The organism is Diaphorobacter nitroreducens (assembly GCF_002214645.1).
Lineage (GTDB): Bacteria > Pseudomonadota > Gammaproteobacteria > Burkholderiales > Burkholderiaceae_C > Diaphorobacter > Diaphorobacter nitroreducens.
In genome coordinates this window covers 1,828,916-1,849,263 of record NZ_CP016278.1, presented here as the reverse complement: position 1 = coordinate 1,849,263, position 20,348 = coordinate 1,828,916, and the positions used below count along the sequence as shown (strand labels likewise).

Annotated in this window: 30 protein-coding genes; 7 read left to right on the top strand and 23 right to left on the bottom strand. The window is 64.3% G+C overall.

Features of this window, described 5'->3' with window-relative positions; genetic code table 11:
• Positions 1–117: 117 nt before the first annotated feature.
• From BA022_RS08830 to BA022_RS08815, 5 genes are all read right to left on the bottom strand, one after another.
• Entirely contained in the window at positions 118–366 is a 249-nt protein-coding gene (locus BA022_RS08830; RefSeq protein ID WP_148665163.1) for a hypothetical protein, read from the bottom strand.
• A complete protein-coding gene (locus BA022_RS08825; RefSeq protein WP_088887247.1) occupies positions 363–647 on the bottom strand; it encodes a hypothetical protein in 285 nt (94 codons plus the stop codon). The genes BA022_RS08830 and BA022_RS08825 overlap by 4 nt, the downstream gene beginning before the upstream one ends.
• 11 nt (positions 648–658) lie before the next feature.
• Positions 659–1,471, bottom strand: a complete 813-nt coding sequence (locus BA022_RS08820; protein ID WP_228403762.1) for a GTPase — start codon at positions 1,469–1,471, stop codon at positions 659–661.
• Between the two features lie 79 nt (positions 1,472–1,550).
• On the bottom strand, positions 1,551–1,682 hold the full coding sequence (locus BA022_RS19550; protein WP_257789742.1) for a hypothetical protein: 132 nt from the start codon (positions 1,680–1,682) through the stop codon (positions 1,551–1,553).
• 45 nt (positions 1,683–1,727) lie between these two features.
• Complete coding sequence (locus BA022_RS08815; protein WP_088887246.1) at positions 1,728–2,012, bottom strand: hypothetical protein; 285 nt, start codon at positions 2,010–2,012, stop codon at positions 1,728–1,730.
• Between the two features lie 373 nt (positions 2,013–2,385).
• Here BA022_RS08815 and BA022_RS08810 point away from each other — a divergent pair, with 373 nt between their 5' ends.
• A complete protein-coding gene (locus BA022_RS08810; RefSeq protein WP_187306041.1) occupies positions 2,386–4,860 on the top strand; it encodes a DNA repair protein in 2,475 nt (824 codons plus the stop codon).
• 62 nt (positions 4,861–4,922) lie between these two features.
• Here the strand turns inward: BA022_RS08810 and BA022_RS08805 are convergent, their stop codons facing one another.
• The 13 genes from BA022_RS08805 to BA022_RS08745 form a co-directional block, all read right to left on the bottom strand.
• Positions 4,923–5,249, bottom strand: a complete 327-nt coding sequence (locus BA022_RS08805) for a type II toxin-antitoxin system RelE/ParE family toxin (protein WP_088888568.1) — start codon at positions 5,247–5,249, stop codon at positions 4,923–4,925.
• Positions 5,250–5,251: 2 nt separating this feature from the next.
• Positions 5,252–5,512, bottom strand: a complete 261-nt coding sequence (locus tag BA022_RS08800) for a type II toxin-antitoxin system Phd/YefM family antitoxin (RefSeq protein ID WP_088887245.1) — start codon at positions 5,510–5,512, stop codon at positions 5,252–5,254.
• Positions 5,513–5,717: 205 nt separating this feature from the next.
• Positions 5,718–6,095 carry a DUF5983 family protein gene (locus tag BA022_RS08795; protein WP_228403760.1) on the bottom strand — a complete coding sequence of 126 codons (378 nt, stop codon included), beginning with the start codon at positions 6,093–6,095 and terminating at the stop codon, positions 5,718–5,720.
• A gap of 387 nt (positions 6,096–6,482) precedes the next feature.
• Positions 6,483–6,818, bottom strand: a complete 336-nt coding sequence (locus BA022_RS08790; RefSeq protein WP_088887244.1) for a hypothetical protein — start codon at positions 6,816–6,818, stop codon at positions 6,483–6,485.
• Between the two features lie 190 nt (positions 6,819–7,008).
• The gene (locus BA022_RS08785) at positions 7,009–7,704 is read right to left on the bottom strand and encodes a JAB domain-containing protein (protein ID WP_088887243.1); all 696 of its coding nucleotides are present in this window, start codon (positions 7,702–7,704) and stop codon (positions 7,009–7,011) included.
• A 324-nt stretch (positions 7,705–8,028) separates the two neighbouring features.
• Positions 8,029–8,568, bottom strand: a complete 540-nt coding sequence (locus tag BA022_RS08780; RefSeq protein WP_088887242.1) for a hypothetical protein — start codon at positions 8,566–8,568, stop codon at positions 8,029–8,031.
• Positions 8,565–9,317 carry an apurinic/apyrimidinic endonuclease family protein gene (locus tag BA022_RS08775; protein ID WP_088887241.1) on the bottom strand — a complete coding sequence of 251 codons (753 nt, stop codon included), beginning with the start codon at positions 9,315–9,317 and terminating at the stop codon, positions 8,565–8,567. Before BA022_RS08775 ends, BA022_RS08780 begins: the two co-directional genes overlap by 4 nt.
• Complete coding sequence (locus BA022_RS08770) at positions 9,314–9,772, bottom strand: DUF6878 family protein (protein WP_088887240.1); 459 nt, start codon at positions 9,770–9,772, stop codon at positions 9,314–9,316. Before BA022_RS08770 ends, BA022_RS08775 begins: the two co-directional genes overlap by 4 nt.
• Positions 9,773–9,880: 108 nt before the next feature.
• Entirely contained in the window at positions 9,881–10,405 is a 525-nt protein-coding gene (locus BA022_RS08765; protein WP_088887239.1) for a hypothetical protein, read from the bottom strand.
• Between the two features lie 73 nt (positions 10,406–10,478).
• Positions 10,479–11,150, bottom strand: a complete 672-nt coding sequence (locus tag BA022_RS08760; protein ID WP_088887238.1) for a hypothetical protein — start codon at positions 11,148–11,150, stop codon at positions 10,479–10,481.
• A gap of 8 nt (positions 11,151–11,158) precedes the next feature.
• The gene (locus BA022_RS08755; RefSeq protein ID WP_088887237.1) at positions 11,159–12,361 is read right to left on the bottom strand and encodes a methyltransferase domain-containing protein; all 1,203 of its coding nucleotides are present in this window, start codon (positions 12,359–12,361) and stop codon (positions 11,159–11,161) included.
• 165 nt (positions 12,362–12,526) lie between these two features.
• A complete protein-coding gene (locus BA022_RS19320) occupies positions 12,527–13,117 on the bottom strand; it encodes a hypothetical protein (protein ID WP_187306040.1) in 591 nt (196 codons plus the stop codon).
• A 186-nt stretch (positions 13,118–13,303) separates the two neighbouring features.
• Positions 13,304–13,786, bottom strand: coding sequence for a hypothetical protein (locus tag BA022_RS08745; RefSeq protein ID WP_088887236.1), 483 nt, complete (start codon positions 13,784–13,786; stop codon positions 13,304–13,306).
• A gap of 129 nt (positions 13,787–13,915) precedes the next feature.
• Between BA022_RS08745 and BA022_RS08740 the strand changes: the two genes are divergently transcribed.
• Positions 13,916–14,173, top strand: a complete 258-nt coding sequence (locus tag BA022_RS08740; protein ID WP_088887235.1) for a hypothetical protein — start codon at positions 13,916–13,918, stop codon at positions 14,171–14,173.
• On the opposite strand, the gene BA022_RS08735 is transcribed toward BA022_RS08740, so the two are convergent.
• On the bottom strand, positions 14,130–14,330 hold the full coding sequence (locus BA022_RS08735; protein WP_088887234.1) for a hypothetical protein: 201 nt from the start codon (positions 14,328–14,330) through the stop codon (positions 14,130–14,132). The two genes, BA022_RS08740 and BA022_RS08735, sit on opposite strands and share 44 nt — an antisense overlap.
• Before the next feature lie 2 nt (positions 14,331–14,332).
• Positions 14,333–14,509, bottom strand: a complete 177-nt coding sequence (locus BA022_RS19315; RefSeq protein ID WP_187306039.1) for a hypothetical protein — start codon at positions 14,507–14,509, stop codon at positions 14,333–14,335.
• A 747-nt stretch (positions 14,510–15,256) separates the two neighbouring features.
• On the opposite strand from BA022_RS19315, the gene BA022_RS08730 reads away from it, so the two are divergent.
• Positions 15,257–15,766, top strand: a complete 510-nt coding sequence (locus BA022_RS08730) for a hypothetical protein (RefSeq protein WP_148665162.1) — start codon at positions 15,257–15,259, stop codon at positions 15,764–15,766.
• Between the two features lie 117 nt (positions 15,767–15,883).
• Complete coding sequence (locus BA022_RS08725; protein WP_187306038.1) at positions 15,884–16,495, top strand: hypothetical protein; 612 nt, start codon at positions 15,884–15,886, stop codon at positions 16,493–16,495.
• Positions 16,496–16,698: 203 nt separating this feature from the next.
• Here BA022_RS08725 and BA022_RS19140 read toward each other — a convergent pair whose 3' ends face one another.
• The gene (locus tag BA022_RS19140; protein ID WP_148665160.1) at positions 16,699–17,055 is read right to left on the bottom strand and encodes a hypothetical protein; all 357 of its coding nucleotides are present in this window, start codon (positions 17,053–17,055) and stop codon (positions 16,699–16,701) included.
• Between the two features lie 121 nt (positions 17,056–17,176).
• On the opposite strand from BA022_RS19140, the gene BA022_RS08715 reads away from it, so the two are divergent.
• The gene (locus BA022_RS08715) at positions 17,177–17,431 is read left to right on the top strand and encodes a helix-turn-helix domain-containing protein (RefSeq protein ID WP_148665159.1); all 255 of its coding nucleotides are present in this window, start codon (positions 17,177–17,179) and stop codon (positions 17,429–17,431) included.
• A 17-nt stretch (positions 17,432–17,448) separates the two neighbouring features.
• Here BA022_RS08715 and BA022_RS08710 read toward each other — a convergent pair whose 3' ends face one another.
• Entirely contained in the window at positions 17,449–18,027 is a 579-nt protein-coding gene (locus BA022_RS08710; RefSeq protein ID WP_088887230.1) for a GGDEF domain-containing protein, read from the bottom strand.
• Positions 18,028–18,228: 201 nt separating this feature from the next.
• On the opposite strand from BA022_RS08710, the gene BA022_RS08705 reads away from it, so the two are divergent.
• Together BA022_RS08705 and BA022_RS08700 are read left to right on the top strand one after the other, a co-directional pair.
• Complete coding sequence (locus BA022_RS08705; protein ID WP_148665158.1) at positions 18,229–18,918, top strand: DUF2325 domain-containing protein; 690 nt, start codon at positions 18,229–18,231, stop codon at positions 18,916–18,918.
• Positions 18,919–18,989: 71 nt separating this feature from the next.
• Complete coding sequence (locus BA022_RS08700) at positions 18,990–19,592, top strand: nitroreductase family protein (RefSeq protein WP_088887228.1); 603 nt, start codon at positions 18,990–18,992, stop codon at positions 19,590–19,592.
• Here the strand turns inward: BA022_RS08700 and BA022_RS08695 are convergent.
• A complete protein-coding gene (locus tag BA022_RS08695; protein WP_187306037.1) occupies positions 19,545–20,291 on the bottom strand; it encodes a hypothetical protein in 747 nt (248 codons plus the stop codon). The genes BA022_RS08700 and BA022_RS08695 overlap by 48 nt on opposite strands.
• Positions 20,292–20,348 lie beyond the last annotated feature (57 nt).

The following is a 20,348-nucleotide window of genomic DNA, read 5'->3' as shown; positions in this document are numbered from 1 at the left end:
CAGGAGCCTTACGGCATACGTTTCGCCGATGGCATGCTCCACCCTGGCCAGATAGTCATCCACCGCGTGGGTAACCTCCCGCTCACCGGCCGTGAAGGGAATCCAGGCCCAGTACGTCTACAGGGCATTGTTGCCCTGGCTCTGGTACTGCCCCGTGAGCAGGTAGCGGTCGGATTCGCGGCTGCGCGCGACCCAGATGTCGGCTTGCTTGGGTCCGACCACCGTCATGAACATCTTGGTGACGGTGTTCTTCACGATCCGATCCGTGGTCCAGCAGCGTGCGACCAGACATCCGATGATCAGGCCCAAGAGGTTGCGCTCAGTCACCTCGGGGGCCACGCCTTGTGGAGGAAGGGGATGAATCACGCTCGCTCCTTTCGTTCGTCGATAGGGACGTCTTTATCCAGACCGAGTGCGCCAGTGACTTCCTGTGCGGTGTCTGGAACCATGGCGAGGTCCGTCGATGCGATGACCTGGCGGAGGTCCCGCACGGTTTTCTGGACGTGCCCGGCTTTGAAGCACGGGTCATCTTCGGCATCCTCCACGAAGGGAAGGGCGGTGCACAAGGCGTGGAGCAAGGACTCTCGCTGAGCCAGGAGCAGGCGGATGATGTGCTCGGCCTGTTCCAGGCTCGCGGGCGAAGTCATGCAGCGCGCGCTCATTTCGCCGTGTCCCGTTTGACGCCCCGGCCGGAGCCGAGGATCTCGACGCGAATGCGACGCCACTCGCCATCGTCGATGAGGTCGGCCATGACTTCGGCCAAGCTGGTGACATCCACTTCCTCGATGCGCATGACGACGCTGTCGTTCGCGCGCAGTTCCACGACGTAGAGGTCGTAACCTCGGTCGTAGAGCACCGCGATGCGGCCGCTGAACTTGCCGGTTTCAATGGCAAAACTGATCTCCGGCGGCGTCGCGAAGAGGTGCTCATCGTCCGGATCGACGATTTCGATCTGCCGGGCCCTGGCATCCACCAGCAGGTTGGCCACGGTGCGCTGGCCGTCCGGGGTGGGCATGATCTCCAACTGCTCCACCAGATCCGCCAGGTAGGGGCAGCGAGGCGTAGCCGGGAGGGGAATGCGCAGCGTGTTGCCACCCAGGGTGACGGTCATCATCGTGTAGTTCTGGCCATCGCTGTTCTGGCGGCTCACCTCCTTGGGCGCATCGAGCCGTTCGCCGGCGAAGTCGCGGCGGATGTACGGGGTGGCCCGGACCTTGTCGCCGACGGCGGGGCAAAGGGTGGCAAGCACCCGGTCCACCGCGACAAAGCGTGTGCGGCCGGTCTTGATGACGAAGGCTTCTTCGGTGAGTGCGACCACCGGCCCCTCAGCGGGCTGGGGATCGATCCTCAAGCCGAAGGTGTTGCGCTGCGGCTGATCATCGAAGACGCTGCACTGGAACTGGCGGGCGTTCTTGGGAAGGGCATGTGCGACAAGCGTGGACAGATTCGCACGGAGGAATTCGCGGTTCATGGGCTTGATCTCCTGAAAAGGAAGAAGGAGCCCAGGCGCGGCTCGACCTAGGGCGGCAAGCCGCGCCCAGGCGGAAAAGTCAGAGCGGGAAGGCTGCGAGCAACTGGCTGAACGTGTGCTCGGCGGGCAGGGCCGGCAGTTGCTGGGCGCGGTAAGGCGCCGGGACTTCGTCCTGCGCCATCTCGCCCTTGCGTACGGCGCGGTTCAACACATCAAGGCGCTCGAGCCAGATCAGCTCGTAGCGCGCGATGGCGTCTCATTGCTCGGGCGTGTCGCGCTCCAGGTCGAAGGCGTAGGCGGTGGCCAACGGGTCGGTGTCCTCGTAGCGCACGCAGACTTCGCGGTAGCTGCCGAAATCGTGGGGGAAGGACTTCACGATCAAGCTGGCCAGGGCATCGGCCGGCACAGGGTGCAGGCGCTCGAGCATTCGCTTGAACACCTTGCATTCGCGCAGGGATTGCTCGTCGTAGTCGGTACGGCCCACCTGGGCCGCGTTCTCTTCGCACGGCACGGGGCCGATGTTCATGATCTGGCTGGACATCGAGGTGTCTCCAATGAAAACGGGAACACCTCCCCGCGGCGGGAACGTGTTCCCGGAGTTGCGGGGCGCGCATGGCGCGTGTGGAAGGCAGGTAACGGGTTGCGCCGCCGGCGGAGTGCCGGAGTCCTCCGATCCTGACGGAAGGGAGGTACGGCCTCAGGCCGTGGTAGGTGCCGATCAGTCTGGCGGCGGCTGAGTCGCTGGGCAATGGGGCTCATGCATGCATGACACCCATTGGTATGCGTGAGCGAGCTTTGCGGGTGACGGCCAAGGCGAACTGCGCGCGCAGAGGGTGCTCCGTCGCCAGGCGAAGCTCTTGAAGTCGGTTTGACGCGCGGCAAGCTGAAGGCTCCGATCCTTGGAGCCTGACGCGATGTATCCCCTTTCCCTGACCCTCAAAGGTTTTCGCGGTATCCGCGATGGCCTTGGCATGGATGTATTGACCCTTGACCTGGAACGACTCGCCGGCGATGCCGAGCTCGTGGCGCTGGCCGGCGCCAATGGCCGGGGCAAGAGCACCCTCCTCGACAACCTCCACCCCTTCCTGACCATGCCTTCACGGGCGTCGGCGGCTGGCGCCGGCGGGTTTTCCTACTACGACCATGTCTGCCTGCCCGAAGCCGAGAAGGATCTGCTCTGGCTGCATGCGGGGCGGCGTTACCGCTCGCAGGTCGTGATCCGCAGCAATGGGCGGCGGGCGACCGATGCTTTCCTGTTCGAGGCCGCCGATGAAGGGCGTTGGCGGCCCGTGCAGTTGCCGGACGGAACGGTCTCCGACGGTAAGACCGGCACCTATGTGCGGTGCGTCGAGCATTTGTTGGGAAGCGCGGAGACCTTCTTCACGTCGGCGTTCAGCGCCCAGGGAAAACGGCAACTGAGCAGCTACCAGAACGGCGAGATCAAGACCCTGCTGGCTGATCTGCTCGGGCAGGAAGAGATTCGCAACGAAGGCAAGAAGGCCGGGCAGGTGGCCGATCTGCTGAAAGCCGGCTTGGCCTCCGTCCGCCAGCAACAGGCAACCCTTGATGAGCAGATCGGTCGCCTGGATGGCGAGTGGCAGCGTCTGGAAGAGGCGCCGATGCGGATGGCCGAACTCGCCGGCATCCTGAAGGCGGCGCAGTCGACCCTGGAGGCCGCACGCGAACGTCTGGCACAACAGCGCGCGGCACGGGAGCAGGCACGTGGCACGGAGACCGTGCGTGGCCGGATGAGCAGCGAACGTGCGGTGCTGATCCGCAGCGGAAAGGAGGCCATCGAAGCCATCGCCACCCAGAAGAAAAGCCAGCAGCAGCGGCTGGAACGGCTTGAACAACGCGTCGCGACCCGCCGGACGCAGCGCGCATCGAGAATGCAGGCCCTGGCGCGCCAGCGGCAGCAGTGCGATGCGGTCCTGGCGCACGAGGTGGGGGTCTCGCGGTCCATCCACCGCCTAGCAGTTGCCGAAGCCGTGGCGGCAGCACATGGCGAACGGGTGCGGGCAGCCCGTGAGCAGGTCCAGGCCTTGGCCCGTTGCGACAACGCATTGGAGGCGGCTGGTGTCCGCGCCCAGACGATCGAACGGGAGGCAGGGCAGGCCGCCTTGCGGGCCGAAGACCTGGCACGCCGATTCGGTCTGACGCGCGAGGTGCCTTGCGCCGGGACCGGTCTGCAAGGGCAATGCAAGCTGTTGGGTGACGCCAGGGAGGCGCAGGCGCTGATGCCGAGTGCGCAAGGGGCGATCCGGCGTCTGGCGGACGACCGGGCGGCCACACGGCGGCAAGAGGAGGCGCTGACGGCCCAGCGGCGTGCCCTTGAGCACGGACCGCAGGCCCTGGCCTGGGCCGAATGGCGGGAATCGGTGGCTCGCGGTCGGACGGAGCAGTACGGTCGTTTGGCTGAACGGGCCGGAGAGCTTCGACAGGCCCGTCTGCGCCGCGAGGAGATCGAGGGCGAGCTGGCCGGCTTGCAGGTGGGCGGCGAAAGCGCGAAGGACGAAACGCCGGAGGAGATTGCCGAGCGCAGCGACATCGCCCAGATCCTGGAAGCGCTCGCGGCCCAGCAGACGCAACAAGCCAAGCATTACCGGCAGTCGCTCGACCGGCTCGACATTGCGCTGGCGGCCCTGCCGCCGGCCTTCGACGAACAGCGGCTCGAAGCGGCACAGCGTGCCGTGGTGGATGCCCAGGCGACCGCCGCCGAGGCCGAGCGTGCGCATCTGCAGGCGGTCCGCGACGTGGAGGCCAGGTCGGCCCTGGATCGTCAGCTGCGCGAGCGCCGGTGCGAGCGTCAGCAGTTGGCTGCGCACACTGCCCGGGTGGAGGCGCAACTGGGAAGCTGGAATCTGCTGGCCAAGTGCCTGAGCAACGACGGTGTGATCGCCCTGGCCATCGATGACGCAGGCCCCGCGTTGGCGGGTCTGGCCAACGACCTGCTGCTGGCGTGTTATGGGCCGCGGTTCACGGTGTCGTTGCTGACCCAGCTCGAGACGCGCAAGGGCGAGCAGCGGGAGGGCTTTGCCATCGAAGTCCACGACGGCGAATCGGGACAGAGCAAACGGGTGGAGCAGATGAGCGGCGGTGAGCGGGTCTGGGTGAATGAATGCCTGGTGCGGGCCGTGGCCTTGTACCTGGCCCAGAACAGCGGGCGCTGCTACGGCACCTTGTTCAGCGACGAGGCCGATGGTGCGCTGGATCCGGCGCGCAAGCGGATGTTCATGGGGATGAAGCGGGAAGTGCTGCGGTTGGGGGGCTATGTGCGGGAGATTTTCATCTCCCAGACCCCTGAGCTGACGGCGCTGGCCGATGCGGTGATCGACCTGGACGGTATCGCAACAGCCGCCGTGCCATGGGCCGCCAAAGTCACCGAGTGAACCGCCGGTACAGCATGACGCCGGTCGTTACCGGGACGCGCCGCAGCGCGGTTCATGTGGGATTACTGGCTGAACAACCTCTTGAGCAGATGTGCCCTGAAATCCCGTCTTGTTCCAATGAACATGTGGATGATGATCAGGTTGTCGTCGAATTCATAGACGACCCTGGTTTGCCTGACCAGAACGTACTTGACGTGGGTAATGCCAAGTTCTTTGAGTTCATCGACGTAGCTGCCGATTTTTGGATTTTCCTTGATGCGCTTGAAGGCATCTTTGTATTCGGCATTGACCGTGTTCCAGACGGAATCTCCAAAATCCCGTTTGACATATTTCTTGATGTCCTTGAATTCTTCCTTGGCGCTATCAAGGATGACGATCCTGCGAGACACGATCAATCGTCCATTTCATCAAGGAAGGCCTCGGCATCACTGAATTTGCCTTCGTTGAATTCCTTCTTTCCCAATGCGAGGAGCTTGAGAAGCGCCATGGTTTCCTGCTGCTTCTCGTACTCAACGATATCCATCACCACCATCTTGGCTTCGCCATTCTGGGTGATGATGACGGGCTCGGGATTGGTGGCGAACTCCTTGACGAGCTCCGCCGCACTGGACTTCAAGTAGGTGATGGGCCTGATTTGTTCTGCGAGGGACATGGGTGGACTCCTGGGAAATCCCGGAAGGACAGAATATTGGCTAAATTCTGTCCTGTCAATGGGGTGAGGAAGGGATGCCACCGGCCCGCAGTGGGCCGGTGGTCGCTCGCCGATGACGGAGTGCCCTGAGGAAAGACTTGGGGCCGAGCGCTGGAGTCCTTGACTCAACGGCTGGCGCGGTGACGTTGGCGCGAGTGGGCGCGCTTCACACCCACGGCGGGTCTTCGAAGGTCGGGAGACCTTCGACCACCGGGGTGTCTCTGTCGAACTTGATCCACACGATGTCGGCGTCGCGTACGACCTCGAAGATGGCGGCGAGCTCCGGCTCGGAGGGGGTGTTTCCCCCCTCTGTTCCGACATAGACGAATCCGCCGTATTCGTTGGGATAGGTCACGACGGAAAGCGCACCCTTGGCAAGCCGTAGGCGAGTGTCCGGGTGCAGGTGCTCCGTCGACAGCGCGACCATGGGCTCGGCACAGGCCAATATGCTGCGACGCAGTGAAGCGAGCTGTGCATCGGTGTCGCCGGTACTCTGCACCGGCGACAAAACCGAGGCGGATACTATGGGGGGAACTTGGTTCATGGGGTACCTCCTGAAATGCAAGGAGACACCGCGCCCCGGACCGGGGCGCGACATCCCCGGTGGGTGAATGAAGGTGCGGTACGAAACCGCTCAGGCACTTAACGTGTGCAACGCCCGGGCTGGGCCGGGATACTTCCCGCACGGGAAGCGATGGCGATGCCATGCTGCACCGGTAACGTGTTGTGTGCGCATGGAATGCAGCAGCGCCAAGCCCAACAGCCATATTCGAGGGGCACTTGCGAATGGCGTTCGTCGGCCAGACAAAAGAAAACCGCCTCGGAGTGAACCGAGGCGGTGAAAGGGCTGCAGGGCCACAGGGAGGAAATGGCCCGTCGAGGCAGCCTGTTGATTATGAACAATGAATTGCCATGCGCGATCCGATCCGGGTCAGCAGGGTGGTATATCGCCCATCTCGTCGGCGGGGTGCTCGACGTACCGATTGCCGACGTTGAAGGTCTGATCGAGGTAGATCTGCTCGATCAGGCTTTGAGGCACTTTGATGCTCAGGCGCACCAGCGTCTCGGTCAGGGTGTTGATGTCGGTCCAGTCCTTCTCCGGCTCATCCAGACTGTCGTAGATGAAGGCCTCGGCCGCATCCCTTGGGGAGGCTTTCGTGCCTTCGCGGATGACGTGGAGAAACAGCTCGTGCAGCGGTCGATCGTAGCCGGCGACCACCAGGACGGGCTGGTCACCGTGGCGCGATCGGGTGAGGTGTCGGCTCATGCTTGATGCTCCTGAATGTTCGGGTTTTCCGGTTGAACGGTGGGCGTGCGCGGCTTCCTGGGGCGTGCGGCCCGGCTGAAATCCATGCCGCAATGGCGACAGCGGTACCAGTGCAGGCGGCCAAGACTGCCCAGGGCAATGCCTGGCCCTTGGCACAACGGGCAAGTCGGGGGCCTTCTCGCGTTCATGATCAGATCAGCCCGTGCTCGGCGAAGGAGTAGTGCTGCGCGCCGGCGACGATGAAGTGGTCGATGACCCGGACGTCCACCAGGCTCAGCGCGGATTTCAGGGTTTCCGTGAGGCGTTGGTCCGCCCTGCTGGGATCGGGCACGCCGCTGGGGTGGTTGTGCGCGAAAGCCACCACCGCAGCGTTGTGCCTCAGCGTCGCCTTGACCACCTCCCGGGGATAAACGCTGGTCTGGGTCAGCGTTCCCCGAAAGAGTTGCTCGATGGTGATCAGCCGCTGCTGGGCGTCGAGGTACATCACGAGGAACACCTCGTGGTCGAGTCCTGCGCAGTGCAGTCGCAGCCATTCCCCAATCGGCCCGGGTTTGTCGAATACCGGATGGCCTTGCATCTGTGCCAACAGGTCGCGCTGGATCAACTCGCGTGCGGCCAAGAGCTTGCGGGCGATGACGCATTCGACCGCTGTGGGCAACGGCGGGTGGGTGGATGCGTTCGGAGCGGGCGCCAGCAACTCGGCCAGCAGTGCTGCACGGTCGAGGTGCTGCGGGTCGAGTTCGGCGCGGTGCAGCGGTGCCGGGGGCATCTCCGTTGCGTGCGGGGCACTTTGGGGCTGGAACCACCGATGTGCGAACACGGCAGCGAGAACCCGGGCGATGCTCTGGGTCAGGTCAGGCCAGTAGGCCGTGGGCGAGAGGGTCATGATGTTCTCCTTTTGAAGTGGGAACACCACCCCTCTGGCGGGACTGGTGTCCCACGTGACAGGGGTGCAGGCCGCTTGCGCGGCCGGTGCGATGAGGCAGTTGACGTCTGCGGCGCCGGCTTCGGCCGGAAGGCTCCATGAGGGAGCACAAGGTTTGTGGAATTCTCTCGTTCACCGCCGCCCGCAGGGCTGGTCCAGGCCGCGGCGCAACGCGCAGGGGCTGTGGATGGCGTGGTTTGCGGATTGCGCCCTGCTCATCAGGTTCGCGTTCAAAAGAAAAACGGTCCTGGCCACCTGTTGGGGTGGTCGGGACCGTTGACGCCGTTATCGAGGCGGTTTGGATTCAGCCATCACCTCGGGCTCGGGCTCGGGTGACGAATCCGTCGCGCTCCAGCCGAGCGTGGCCAGCGTTTCTTCGCGCTGGCAGCCCAGGCAAAGCGCATCGGATCCTTCCTCGCGCAGCAAGACCAGGGCGAGATCATGGCCCGTGTCATCGAGCTCTCTTTCGAGCACCTCCGCGGCCAGTCCGGTGTCCGGCGCTTGGCCTTCCAGGAATTCACCGATCTGTGCGCTTGCCGGATCCAGGCAGACATTGTCAATCGTGCAGGAACCGCTCAGGTAGCAACCTCCGCTATCGTCGTACTCCCAGCTTGAAGACAGCCGCAGATCGAACGAGCGCACCGAGGGATGCCGCACAAAGAGTGCCGCGATTTCCGCTTGCGTCCAGTTGTGCTGCAGCTTCCCGAACTGGGCCGAGATGTCGGCGTACTGCACCTCCAACGCCGCGCCTGCCGCGTTGATCCGCACCGTACCGTCCGGCGTGACCGAATAGGCGGGGGAGGCTTCCTGGGACTGGGCTGTCATGCTGCACTCCCTTCGCGCCGGTGATTGCCTTCGGAGAAAAGCACGGCCGCCGGGTGGGCACCGTCCAGCAGCGAGAACCACCAGGGCGGTTCGCCGCATACCTCGTGTCGGTCACCACGCCCATCGTTGGCGCTGACATGGATCTCCAGGCACCGCTCGCAAGCGAGCATCTCCGCGACCAGTGCTTCCTCGCGCCGGCCGCTGTGCGTGGCCACGATGTGCAGGTGCGACAGGTCGAGTGCGTACGGGACGCCCGACTCGAAGACCATCCGGTACTCCTCCCAGCTTGAGACCAGCCAGGTGTCCTGGGGCGTTGGGTAGTGGCCCTCGACACCCACCGGGCAGCCAAAGAGGTCTGCGCAGCGGCGGGCGTTGTCGAGCATCTCGTCCAGGCGCGCCTGGCTGCGCCGACCCGCGTGCACGGTGTAGGCCGGGGCATCCAGGCGTTGGCTGATGCGCGCTGCCTGGGAGAACCATCCGGAGTGCATCGCGAAGTTGGACAGGTCCGCCATCACGTGTCGGGCCAGCACACGCACGTTGGCATGGAGCCTGAAGCGCGTGACCGGGAAGGCCTTCCGCAACAGATCGACGATGGCCTCATCCAGCCGCCCCATGCTTTGCGGCACGAGTTGCACGTGCTCGGTCGACAGGCGGCCGAAGCAGGGTTCGATCGGCGGCGTGGCGAGGTGCCGCGCCGCGTCCTCATGGCGCAGGCCGGGCCAGCAGGCCAGGGAGACGTGGGCCTTCATAGCGCGGTCTCCGTGTAGTCGGTCTCGATGATGTAGTCGTTGTGTTCGAGGCGAACCGTGCCGGCCTCGCAATCGAACACGACTTCACCGTAGCCGCCTTCGTTGTTTTCCCAGCCGCCGTGATGCCGCGCTACGGCCTCCATCGCGTAGTCGCAGAGTGCTGCGTCGAGCGGTTCCTCCTGCTGGACGATCGAGGTTGTCCATTGCCCGTTGGCGTGGTCGTAGCGTTCGCGGAACACCAGGACGGTGCCTGCCAGGTCGACGGACGCGCCATCGCCAGAAAAGGCTCCTGCGCCGTCAGCGCATCCCTCGTCGCCGCCGCCGTGATAGCTCACGGTAGCGCGGACGGCACCCGCGCGCTTGAGCGCGTCGAGCAGTTGGGTCTTGTTGCGCGCCAGGCGCTCGGGTTCGGAAAGCGGCAGTGCCGCTTCCGGAAGGGGGGAATCAGGGTTCATCGTTTCCTCATTGAAAAGAAGCGAGGGACGAACCGACCCGCAAGGGGCGGAACGCCCCTCGGGGTGACACGATGTCCGGCGGTTAGGCGGACGGTGGAAATGCGGCGATCAAGACCGCGAAGGGCCTGTGCCGCGGGAAGAACGCGGGGAAGCGGGCAGTACGCTGACGCGCCACTCGCCGGACGGCTCCGCGATGTCGCTGTAGAGCGTGGCGTGGCGCCACGACCTGGGCACGCAGTCGGGGAACAGTTCGATCAGGCTGCAGAGACAGCGAACGTCCCAGTCGTCGATCCGGCGCAGGCCGGCCTCGCGCACCTGCAGGAGCAGTTGCGACCAGTGGTACCGGCCGTGCTCGGCCTGCCAGCGGGCCTGCTGCGCCAGCCAGTCCGATGGGTGCGGCGGCGGAAGCGACAGCGTGAAGGACCGCAGCGCGTCGCGTTCGGCGGCGACCATGCGGATGAAGGGCAGCAAGGCCCGATAGCTCGGGCTGTCGCCGTCGTGGTGAACGCCTCGATAGACCGCCTCGGCATCGACCGCGGCGGAGAAGATCCGCCCGGCATGTGTTTTGATGGTCTCGAAATACATCTCGGCAGGACGACGCGAGGCGACGTCCGCCGTGTTGGTCGGGGGCATGAAGATTCTCCTGAGCGCAGCGCCCACTCGGGGTGCTGCGCGAGAACGGCCTTGTCCAGGGGACGGACCGGGATTACTGGAAAATGCGCGGCTCGACGGTCTCGCCGCACATGAACGCGACGTAGGCGCCGGCCTTGCCGATTTCGGAGAAGCGCGCGATGACGCCATGGGCGTCATGGACTTCCCAAGGAAGGTCTGCGGCGTCCCCGTGCCGGATGGCGAGATCCGGTGCGCGGTAGGCCGGGTGGCGGAAGAGGAACTTGCCGCTCTCCCAATCCACGATGCCTAGCAGGCTGGCCGTGAGGATGGTGCCACCGCCGTTTTCTCCCGGCTCGATCAGCAGCGGGACCTTGAGGGTTCCCGTCGAGCGGCCGATTTTTCCGACGACATCGTGCTCGTCGAGCCAGGCGCGGCCCGTCGCGGTGTCGCCCTGGATCAGCCTGACCTTGTTGCCGGCGTTGCGGCAACGTTCCAGAACCCGGGCGACCTTGGGGTCCGTGCCGGGGTCGAAGTAGGTCTTGCGGCTCAGCGGCGATGCGCCCCAGGCCTGGATGCTCGACAGATACTTCTGGTAGCCGCCGAGTGCGCCGAAGTCATCGGCGCCGAACGCGAGTTCTGGCCGCCCCAGGCGCTCGGCGATCTGGTTGGCGTGATCCCGCGCGTTGGCGAAGCCGAAGCACGTGTAGCCATGGCCGTGATCGAGCACGTACAACTGCCGCTCGGTGTTGAGGGTGATGTTCGTCATGGGACGTCTCACCCTTTCCGAAGGCTGCCTTGCGGCGCGCCCTCGACCTGTTTGATGGCGCGCAGGCGCAGTACCGAGATATTCGTGCCCGACGCCTTGAAGGCACCGGGCGGCAAGGCTTCGACCTCGGCGCCGATGTTCTCCACGAAGGCGCGGAAGTTGCGTTGGGCTTTGGTGCGCCCGGTCCGCCAGCCCGGCGAGGTGAGGCTGACCAGCACGCCCCCCGGACGCAGGAAACGCCACATGTGGATCACATGGGTGATGTCCTGATCCTTGCTGAAGGGCGGGTTGGCAATGACCGCATCGAAGAGCCCGATGTCGGCGAGGCTCAGGGACAGGAAATCCCGCTCGACCACCTCGAAACCCTTGTCTCGGAGGATCTGGGAGCTCGGCCCGTCGATCTCCACGGCGATCACCTTGGCGTCGGCGGCGCGGGCCGGTTCGGCCAGGGCGCCTTCTCCTGCAGAGGGTTCGAGCACCCGCGTGCCGGTCAGATCGCCCAGGCATTCCATGGCCCAGGCCACTGTTTCGGTGGCCACATTCTCCGGGGTGAAGAAGGCCTGCCGCTCTTTCTTGGGGTTGGGCTTTTCGCCGCCCCGCAAGCGGTTCAGAACCTGTGCGACGTCGATCGCCGCGCCAAACTGAAAGCCGTTGCGGCTGTAGACGCCGCCGGCATTCAGGACCAGCGTCTTGATGCGCGCGTAGTGCCGCAGACGCCGGGTGGGCAGCTCGATGCGCTGCCCCTTTGCCCGCAACAGGGCCATTTCACCGTGCAGCGATGCGGGCTCCGCCTCTGCGTCTTTCACCGGCTCGGGCGCCTGCAATTGCAGGGCCGTCTTCTCGAACGTTTCGACCTGCTCATCCGTCATCCGGATCAGCAGGCGCGAACCGAGGATCTGCTGGTATTTCAGCCACAGGGTGCGTTGCTCCCGGCGGTACTCGACGTAGAAGTCGTCGGCCACCCGGACGTTGCGCAGCGAATAGACCACGCCGCTGTCCAGCACCGCCTGGATCAGCCCTTCATAGAGCTTCAGGGCGATCTGCGGTCGGCTTCCAGCGGTCTGGTTGGCTTCGACGGATGCGGGGAGACCGAATATCCGCAGGACGCTGCGGTCGTGTGGATCGGCCGCGATCACAGCGGCCAGGATGCGGGGAAACTGCTCGGTCGCAAGGATCGGGGTGGGCTCGTCGGCCCAAGGGGTGAAGGACATGCTCGACTCCTGATGAAGACGCGGGATGTCCTTGCCCGACGGGGCAAGGATCCCCGTCGGGTGGATGAATGAGGCCGTGTGGCCTGGGTGGTCAGTGGCCGGTCGGCGCGGCCGGGCCAGGCGCGCTCCCGAAAGAGCGCGATGGCCGGTTGCCGAGGGTCAATCTCAAGCGGCTTGGCGCAAGGCCGTGAAGAGCTGCTGCGCCGGGCCGTGGTCTCCGTTTTCGAGTGCCATGCAGGCCCGCGCGACATGCAGATCCACGGTCGGCATCGGTATCTCGATCGCTTCGACGCGAACCAGCACCTCGCCCTGGCGCGAGCGCACCGTGAGCGTGCCGCGACCTTCGGTCCAGTCGGCTTCGGTCAGATCGGTCGGATCCGCCTTGTGCCGATCCACGGCCAGTTGCACGGCGAGCGTGAAGCTCTCGACGACGGCCACGTCCTCGAGGTCGCCGTATTCGCGAGCGAAGAAGCGCACCTCGTAGTCGCTCGGAGCGCGCGGCAGCAGCTCGTCGAGCAGCGGCAGCGGCGGGAAGGGCGGCAGCGGTGGCGCTTCGGAGGCGTTGATCGGCCGTACGACCTGATCGCTGTGCAGGCGATCGAGCTTCAGCAGCAGGGCGTCCGCATGGTTCCTGTCCTCAAGGACGAGGCTGGTGCGCATCTTCAAGACCTGCTCCATCATCAGGTGCAGTTCCTGGGCGATGGCGCGTTCAGCACGGTGCTCGATCGAGCGCAGGATGTCGGAAACGGTACTCATGATGGTTGGGCTCCTTTCGAGTGAGCGAAAAGTCAGGGGAAGCCGCCGTGCACATGCAAGGCGGCTGGGGTGAAGCGCCCGCGGCGAGAGACCGGGGCAGGGAAATCGGGGGTGGGCGCGGAGCAGCGGGGCGAGGCCGCACGGACCGGCGTCGGAGGACGCCAGGTCACGTGGGCACATCGCGGCTCAGGAGGAAGCCGGGTCGGCTTTCTCCGTGCCAGCCTCTGCGGGGGCAGGGGCATCGAGCCGGGCCTTGCGGCTGCGGCGGGGCGGCGTGGCAACGCCGGGTGAGGAAGGGGGCAGGGGAGCCTGCCGGGTGGAACGCTCGGGTTCGGGCAACATCTCGATCGCGATGTCGCGGCCCTCTCCGCCAAATTGGCGAAGGACTTGCCACGGCACGACGAACAAGGTGTGGGCCAACCAGCGAACGAAGAAGCCGATGCGCTTGTTGCGGGTCTCGCGCGCCTTTTCCCGCCGGATGGTTTCCTTGCAGGTCAGGAACAGCGCGAGGTGCGAGCGCTTCATCTCGGCATCCTTGTCGAGCTGGGCAAGCACTTCCGCAGCCAGCACAGCATCGCTGCGCACGCGCCGGTAGAACTCGACCCAGGTGCGTTCTTCCTCGGTTTCGATGCCCGAACGCTTCGGGCGGGGACGTTTCTCAGGGGACATGGCACGCTCCTTTTCAAGAAAATGGGAGGCACCCGTCCCCGACCGGGAGACGACTGGATCTCCCTGGGGTTGCTTGGATGTGCGGCGGGGCTATGCTGATCGCTGACCCCTTTTCAGGAGAGCGACGACATGCTGCGCACAGGCGAATCACTCCGGTTCACACCCGCCGAAGTCGAGGAATTCCGAGAACTCGGGATCGACTTCGACGGCGTGCGAACGCAGGCCGACGTCGAGGCGGCGTTGACCCAATGGACCAACGTGCTCGGCGAAGAACGGCCGGATCTGCTGGAGAAGATCGCCTTGGAAATGGCCAGGGCCAAAGGGGTGTTGCCACCCCCACGACTCAAGGTCGTTGGCCCCGAACCAGATTCTCCTGAGCAATCCTGATCCAGCGGTCGGCAATCCGGTCCAGGTAAACCAGATCGTCGGCTTCGATGTCACCCGACTCGCGGAGACGGGCGATGACTTCCTTGACCAACTGAGGGTCATCCTTGGCGAGTTGGATCGCCATGGCGGCAATGCGCTTGCGGTAGGAACCGAGCATGCTCAGCTCCTTTCGGTGCGCGATGAGACAGCGCCACCGGCCGCATCCGAAGAAGACGGCAGGGGACGCAGCAGTGCGGCCACGGGGCGCGACTGCACGGTGAGCGGCCGGCTGTGGCCGGAACCGCCCAACAGCACGCAGGTGCGTGCGACGGATCGGGTTGCGATCGATGCGAACATGGTGTTCTCCTTCGGGTAAAGGGAACACCCATCCCCAGACGGGAAACAGTGTTCCCGTTCGGGTGTGCCTCGCCAGGTGAGGCGAAGCGGCTCGGTGGCGGCACCTTGCGGTGCGCCAGGTGAATGGCCTGTGGTTCTTGCGAACCCGGGCCAGCTCATGCCGTGAGGCAGGGGCGCTGATCGGATGAACCGATCTGGATGACGGCATCCGGCAGGCCGGATGCTGGGTGGGAAACCCGCTACGGAGCCGGTCGCCGAAGCGAACGGCCAGCCAGGAGAACCTGGTACCAAGAGGCGGGTAACGACCGCGACGCCAGCGGAAGCTGGACTTCAGGCCACCCGCGATGGGCAGTGATGAAGGCTGCGCAGACACGATGTCTGCAGGAAGCAATTCCAGTATGGGTCAGCGCATGGGCGTCATCAATGGCCGGGAGGCTTGCGCCACAGCACCGCCATTCGCAAAGGTTTTGCGACGGGGACTGTTGCGTGTCTTCGCATCCTGGAGGTGCGGCCCGGACCGATGGTGTTGGACGTATCGTGGGTCGTGGCCACTCAGTCCGATCACTTCGATGCCTGCCTCATCGCCTTCGTTGCCTGGGCGTGGCGGTGCATCAAGCTGCTTGAGCACGCTGTAGCCGGAGCACTAAAATCGTACGTTTGGCCAATAAGGAATTCATCTTGATCCCGCAGGAGGTTTCCGCTGCTTGTTGATATCAACGAACCGATTGCCAAGAGGACGATGCCCTCATGACGATCGTAGGCTTGTCGCCACTTCCGCAGGTGAAGTCCACCGCCGAGCCGGCTGCACCGATACGCTACTTTCATGCGCGTGCTGCTGGCGTCGATGAAGCATCATTGCAGGCCGCTCACCGGTTCTGCAATGGGTTGATGCGTTCGCGCGGTCTGTCCATGATGGGTCTTGCGGTGCCTTCCAAGGCGAGCCTGGGGGACGTGATCCATTCGGTGTATGGCGACCAGGTGACGCGGCTTCTGGACCGGGACAACCGCAGTGAATTGCGCGGGACGGTCATCCAACTGCTGACGGAGAAAATCCAGGTCCGGCGATTGAACGGTCCGGTTCTGGCCGCCGGGATTGCACCCACATTGCTGCTTCGAATCGTCGCAGCTCTGGGCGTGACTGATATTGTGTTCGTGCCAGCAACGTCGGCGGACCTGGAAACCTACCTCGAGGCTTTTCCCGATTCTCTGGCGTGCTACCCAATGTCGTCACTTGCGTTGGACGTTCTCGCGCCGTAGCGTCACGGTTGCCTGCACCAGGCGTAGCGCCCTGGGTCGCCTGGCGGTGATGCGTCGGTTGCAGACGTCGGTACAGAGACGATCATTGTCTTGGAGGTACCGACTATGTCCTTTCGTATGAAACTCACTTTGCTTCCCGCCGATGCGGCGATGCGCGAAGCACTGCAGTTCCTGGCGCAATGCCATGATGACCGTGGGCAGGTCACCCGTTCGATCGATCCCGTGCGTGGTCCGGTGGTCGGTAGTGAAATCGAATACGGTGCCCTGTTCGCCTATCTCTTTCGCCGCTTCGGCTATCCGAATGTCCCGTGGGAAGCTGAACGCCTGGCCCGCTACGTCCTGGCGACGCCGCGTGCCGACTTGTACCTGGTGATCGAACCGATGGTCACGGGGCTGACTTCGCAGGTGTTCTCTTTCCTGGCGCCGATATCGATCCATACGGCCGCCGAGGCCTATCGCCATGAGCGCATTTCGACGCAAGTGGGCAATGGCCATGCGTTCTGGGCGAGAGACCAGCAACTCCTGGCCTGGGATGCCCGTGATCCGCTCAAGCCCTACGCACAGGCCGCCTATCGAGCCCTCGAGGACTTGCTCAAACCGGTCCAAATGGACGATGGGGCCATCGACATCTTTGGCGGTGTGCCGCGTACGACCCGGTCCATGCAGCCTGCCGCGCTTGCGTCGCACCTGACAGGTAAATCACTCCGCAACGATGCGAGCGCATCGTGAGCGATCCTGTTGAGGAGGGCCGCGGTCGGCCAGCTTGTCGGCGAGGGCAGACTCAATGACCTGCTCGAAGTTTTGGCAAACAACCGACGTCTCCTTCCGGACCCCATGCCGACGAGCGCGGCACTGACGCGGGGCACACTTATCCCCAAGGTTGCTCACAGAATTTGTGGATAACTTTGTGCCATGACGATGGCGGGCCACCCCTACGCGGTGCAGACAGCGATGCCCCGGTCGACGAAGTAGGCGCGAGCGCTCTCCATCTCTGTGGCCGAGGCGGTGAGCGTCACGCTGCAGGAGGACTGAACCCAGACGTCGATGACGATCTGCCGGTCGCCCAGAACCACACGCAGGGCGTCGGGCTCGAGGTTCGCCATGTTGTGCGTGATCGAGCCGTTTTCGATGAGGAGCACGCCGTCGTAGTAGGCCAGTTTGAAGCAGCCGATGCACAGCCGGTTTTCAGGTGAGCCCAGTTCGGTTTTCCGGAGGCGATCAAGAACGCGAAAAGTCGGAGGATTCGGACAGAGATAAGGAGTCTTGGGAGCGGAAGCTGGGGCCGTCATGTTCGTTTGCTGGACCAGAAAATGTGTGCGTGCATTGCGATGGTACTCATAGTGCGTGCATCTATAAAGCGTGGCTTCATGGCGCGTGTCCCGTTAGTGTTCATTCCTAGGCGAAAATGCTATGGAACTGAACTACGATCCCCTCAATCGCTTCGGCCGTCACCTGGCCGCGCTGCGCCGCGCCAAAGGCGTTTCGCAGGAGCGCCTGGCCCTTGAAAGCGGCCTGGCACGCAGCTACTTGAGCGGGATCGAACGCGGACTGCGCAACGTGTCACTCATGAACATCTGTGTTCTTGCCGAAACGCTCCAGTTTCCGCCAGCGAGGCTGTTGGAGTTCTCGACAGACCCGGACGACGCAGGCGACGACGTGGGCTGACCCTTCGGAATATTGCGTCACGGCGTTGGATCGGCGGCGCGCACGATGCAACTTTTCCCGCGTCGCTTGGCATCCAGCAAAGCACTGTCGGCTCTGGACAACGTCTGTGCCAAGGATTCACGAGGGCTTCTTTCGGCAACTCCGGCGGAAAACCTGAGCGTTTCAGTCAGCATTGTGCAAGAGTTTTGCTGTAAGTCGTGCTGAATTCTCAGCAGGATGCCCTCGACTTCCCGACCGGCGGCGCCTGCCAGCAACAGGGCGAACTCATCGCCGCCCAGGCGTGCGACGGTGTCTTCGGGCCGCAGGCCGCGCCTGAGGGCAGCGGCGAAATGCAGCAAGGCCGCATCGCCAGCAGGGTGACCATGGCGGTCGTTGATCCCCTTGAAATCATCCAGGTCGATCATCACGCAGGAGAGCACCACGGGGGCCTGCTCCGGATGCCCGTCACAGGCCCGCCGGAAACCTCGCCGGTTGAGCAGTGCCGTCAAGTCGTCCTGATGCAGTGCCCGTTCGGCCTGGGCGAGCGCCAACTGCAGCTCGACGATGCGGCTGGTCAGTTTGGCGCGACGGCGGCGACGGAAGAGAGGGGGCAACACGACCTGGCGATGAGGACGAACGAGTCGTCACCGTAGGTCCCCCCGGGTTTCCGGGCGAGCACAAATTCCACGTCGAACAGGTCGAATTCGGTGCCAGGGCTTGCCTCTGCCACGCTAAACATTTCGTCCCCTGAACCGTCTTGTCCACAAGCCCCCGCCGGATTTGGGCGGGATTGTGTGTTCGCAGGCGGAGGGTAGGACATGGCCAGCCCGGAAAGGGAAATCGGACTTCATCCGAGCCGATCGGAAATGGCTGTGCTCGTCTCGCAATACGGCAAGGCGCAAACGCGTTGCAGCCGGCTGATCGCCGAGCAGGCAGCATTGATCGAGGCTCTGCAGGCTGACCAGATGCGCCTGCGTGCCCAACTGGTGATTCGCACGACCGCCTTGCAGTTCGAGCGGGAGGACCGGGCTCGTGTGGAGGCCTTGGTGCCGGGGTTGCCGCGTCGCGTCATCCTGGCGCGCCAGGTCGAGCAACTCAGGCTCCGCCTTGAGGCACTGCTGCGGGAGCGTACGCATTGGCGGTGGGGTGGCGAGCGCCGAGGGGTGTCCCCGCAGCCTCCGCTCGCCGACGACCGTGCTCAGTGCGCGACTTCTGCGGCCGTTTCGTTTCTGCTGCCACAGGAGACGGCGTGCTGCACGGAGGCCGTCCCGTGCGCGCACTCAAACGGCGTCGATGGGCACAGCGATGCTGTCATGCAAGGTCAGCAGGAAACCGAATTGCTGATCTGCCGTACCGGCTGCATCAGCCATGGGGATTACTGGCGGATTCGGGATCAATGCCGCCGCACCGGCAAGGCCTGCATCCTCATCGATGAGCACCAGGCCATCCATGCCATGCGCCAGGGCGAAGGCGTCGTGGTCCAGGCCTGTCCGGTGCACAGCCTGTGATCGGCAGGTCTTGCGAAGCGACGGCCTTGGCGATAAGCCTCCAGTTTCTGTACTTGTCCGAGGTGTGACTCATGAAAATCCCCTACAGCATCAACCCTGGACGCCACCGCGCGCTGGAACTCCTGCTGTCTCGCCATTCGCCGTGGCCGTTGGCAGGACCGGTACCCAGCGACGAGGAACTGGCTGTGGTGTTTGCCGCAGCGCTCCGCGCTGCCGATCACGGTCGCCTGCAGCCCTGGCGCTTTGCACTGGTGCGCGAGAATGCGCTCGCTGCGCTGGGGGATGCCTACGCCAAGGTTGCCCTGACGATGAGACAGGATGTCGACCCGGAGCGCGCCCGCACCAAGGCACTGGCGTCACCCATGGTCATCGCCGTGGCGGCCAGGCTGGATGTGCAAAGCAAGATTCCCGAGCACGAACAGTTGTTGTCCGCTGGCGCGGCAACGATGAACATCCTCAATGCGCTGCACATGATGGGGTATGGAGGATTCTGGAAGTCGCCGCCGGGTGGCCCCGAAGGGCCGCTGCGGGCTTTGATGGGGTTCGGGCCCACCGAGCGGATCGTCGCGATGATCCATGTCGGGACCGCAAAGGAAGAGAGCCGCAGTCCTATGAAAACAGATCCGTCAGGCTTTGTTTCCGAGTGGCAGGGTGCCGAGGCGCACGTGCTCTAGAAGCCGCTCCCGCTGGGGTTGGACAAGGCAGTAACCCATTGTGGCGTCGTACAGGGCGAGCGCGATCTGCAGCGATTGTCCGATATCGGTCTCCCTGGCCGTGCGGCCGAACTTGCATTGCAGCGCGAACTGGTTCTCCGGGTCGGTCTCGTTCTCGAAATAGAGCTCAAGCGCCTCGAAGGGCGACACGTAATCGGCCGCCTCGATGTTCTTGAAGGGGCACGAGGTGAAGAGGGAGGCCCCGGAGCGCGTGACGAGCATCTCGACGAGATGGCGGTGATCGCGCAGCAAACTGGCGAAGCCGGCACGTTCATGCGCCCCCCAGACCTCGAAGTCCAAGGCGATGAACGGAGGCGTGGCGCTCTCCGTTTCGGCGAAACCTCGGCACAGCGAAAGAGATACGGCCAGACCCGTGGCGTCGAAGCCCTGCGGGTTCTCGGGGCGGGGCAGAGGGCGACCCGACCGGGTGTAGTAGCTGTTGGCGGGCCGCAGGCGGAACTCAGCGATCGAGACGGTGGGCTTGTCTCGACAAAGAAGCTCCTGCTTGGACTCGTTCAGGACGCGGCGCGTGAGATCGGAAGGCAGCGAAGACAGGAGTTCGCCCGCGAGCGTATGGATCTGTTCGGCGAACTCGGCGGTGACGCTGGCCCAGCGCTGTTCATCGTCGGTGTAGGAGTGGAATGGCAGGGTCTCCGCCATGTGTTCCAGAATCTGAGCGAGCATAGGACAGCCAGAGTGAACGGTTGAAATTCATCT